The 2,534-nt window shown below is 74.2% G+C and carries 2 protein-coding genes; both read right to left on the bottom strand.

Features of this window, described 5'->3' with window-relative positions:
- Positions 1-37: 37 nt before the first annotated feature.
- Entirely contained in the window at positions 38-916 is an 879-nt protein-coding gene (locus ACFRMQ_RS40075; protein ID WP_380735837.1) for a S1 family peptidase, read from the bottom strand.
- Between the two features lie 258 nt (positions 917-1,174).
- Positions 1,175-2,404: an MFS transporter gene (locus tag ACFRMQ_RS40070; protein WP_380735838.1), complete on the bottom strand. Its 1,230-nt coding sequence runs from the start codon at positions 2,402-2,404 to the stop codon at positions 1,175-1,177.
- Positions 2,405-2,534: the final 130 nt, after the last annotated feature.

Here is a 2,534-nt window from a genome sequence, read left to right as displayed (position 1 = left end):
CAGACCGGGCAGCGGGCCGGCGGTCGGTGGTGCGGGATCAGAACACGTTCACGTGGTACGCCGTGAGCGCCGCGTTCACCGGCTGGTAGAAGGTCGTCCCGCCCGAGGTGCAGTCGCCGCTGCCGCCCGAGGTGAGACCGAGCGCCTTGTCGCCGTCGAACAGGGGGCCGCCGGAGTCGCCGGCCTCGGCACAGACGTTGGTCTGGATCAGGCCGGTGACGATGCCGCCGTCCGTGTAGCGCACGGTGGCGTTGACCCCGGTGACGGTGCCGCCGTGGGTGCCGGTGGTCGACCCGGTGCGCAGGACCGACTCGCCGATGAAGGCGTTCGGGGCGGAGTTGAAGCCGCCGGGGTGGCTGAGCGCGGAGTTGTCGTAGCGGACCAGGGCGTAGTCGTGGCCGGGGAAGGTGGAGCTGATGGTGGGACCGATCCGGTTGCTGTGCGCGAGGTCGGTGTACCAGTCGGGGGCGACGTTGCCGCAGTGCCCGGCGGTGAGGAAGTAGTAGGTGCTGCCGCTGACCACGTTGAAGCCGAGCGAGCAGCGGTACTGGCCGCCGTAGATGGCGTCCCCGGGGGCGACCAGGGGCTTGAACACCCCGGGGACCCGGTGGATGGCCACGGTGGGCGCGTTGGGGCCGACGGCGCTCATCAGCTTGCCGAGCGAGATCGGGGACACGGTGCTGTCGGCGGTCACCACGACCCGTCCGGCGGCCTCGTCGACGTACCAGGCGGTGCCGTCGACCTCGGCCTTCAGGATGGCGTCGCTGACCGCCGTGAGCTGCTCCGGCCGGACGGCGCCGGTGGGAGCGGCGGTGGCGCCCGGCACGGCGACCGCGGTGGCGGTCAGCAGGCCGAGGGCCGTGGCGAGCAGGCGGAAGCGGCGTGTGGTGCGGGGGGTTCTGCGCATGGTCCTCACCGATCTCCTCCGGGAGCGAGCGGCCCTGAGGGTTGGGGCCGTGAAGCGCGGTCAGGCGGTGGGCGGACTTCGGCCGGTGCTCTCCGTGAGCGCGGCGGATGATCTGCTCCTGACAGGCACTGACCGGAAGTATGTGAAAACTGACCGTTCGGTACAAGCTTTCTGATGGGGTGTCGGCAGACCCGTGGACCTTGGGAGTCCACGGGTCCGCCGTTCGGAGGCGGTCACCCGCCCGCCGGCCGGCCGCTACCCGGTCCGCTACCCGGCGGGCACCGGCTCGGGGCCCGCCGGCCGCCGGTCGCGGTGGAGGGCGCGCAGCGAGAGCGCGCAGAACACTCCGAGGGCGCACAGCGCCAGCCAGGGGAGCGCGGCGAGCCCGGCCGCGCGGGCGGCGTCCAGGGCCGCGCCGGTCAGCAGGTTGCCCACGGTGATGCCGACCCCGCAGACGGTGTTGTAGAGCCCGTAGTGGGTGGCGACCAGACGGTCCCCGGAGAGCCGCACCACGGTGTCCATCTCGAACGGGTAGGCGAGCATGGTGCCCAGCGCCAGCAGGAACGCGGCCAGCGCCGGAGGCCCGGCGGCGAGCGCCCAGCGCCCGGGGCCCGACCCGGGGACGGGCAGGGCCGAGGCGGCGAGCAGCGGCAGGAACGCCCCGCCCATCACGGCCACCCCCGCGGCCAGGGCGGTGCCCGGCGCGGTCCGGGCCCGGCACCAGGCGGTGACCCTGGTCTGGAGCAGGATCGTGCCCAGCCCGGACACCGCGAACAGCAGCGCCGTGGCCACCGTCCCGCCGGTGCCGTCGCCGCCCAGCCGGCGGACCTCCAGCGGCAGCGCCAGGTAGACCTGGAAGGACAGCACGTACGAGCCGGTCATCGCCGCCGCGAACAGCAGGAACGGACGGTTGGCCAGCACCCCGCGCCACTGCCGCAGGACGCCGGCGCGCTCCGGTCCGCCGGCCGGCTCGGCCCCCCGGCGGGCCGGCAGCGAGCGGATCTGCACCGCGCTGAGCACCGCGAACACCCCGGCCGCGACCAGGCAGGTGGCGCGGAAGTCCACCGCCGTCAGCGCCATGCCGACCAGCGGGCCGAGCAGGATACCGGCCTGGTAGAACACGTTGAACAGCGCGAACGCGGCCACCCGCTGCTCGCCCGCGTCCCGCGCCAGGTACGCCCGGACGGCCGGGTTGAACAGCGCCCCGGCCAGGCCGGTGGCCGCCGAGGCCGCCACCAGGGCGGGCAGCGAGGACGACACGCCGAGCGCGGCGAAGCCGCCGGTGCGCAGCAGGCAGCCCGCGACGATCAACGGCTTGTAGCCGAACCGGTCGGCCAGCGTGCCGCCGACCAGGTACATGCCCTGCTGGGCGAAGTTGCGCACCCCGAGCACCAGCCCGACCGTCCAGCCGGCCAGGCCGAGGCCGCCGGACAGGTGGGCGGCCAGGTAGGGCATCAGCATGTAGAAGCCCAGGTTGATGGTGAACTGGTTGACCATCAGCAGCCGGACGCTGCGCTCGTGGCCGCGGTACTGGGCGGTCAGCTGCCTCACTGGGCACCGCCGAGGGCGGGCGCGAGGGTCAGCGGGTCGACCACCCGGGCGCAGCGCGACCAGCGGGTGACCTCCC

The sequence above is a fragment of the Kitasatospora sp. NPDC056783 genome, assembly GCF_042789895.1.
GTDB lineage: Bacteria > Actinomycetota > Actinomycetes > Streptomycetales > Streptomycetaceae > Kitasatospora.
The sequence above is the reverse complement of the archived record's forward strand: the minus strand, read 5'-3'. Positions and strand labels throughout refer to the sequence as shown.

What these genes read in the sequence shown, in the direction of transcription:
- ACFRMQ_RS40070 (WP_380735838.1), bottom strand. Translation starts at nt 2,404, where the DNA reads ATGGTCAACCAGTTCACCATCAACCTGGGCTTCTACATGCTGATGCCC.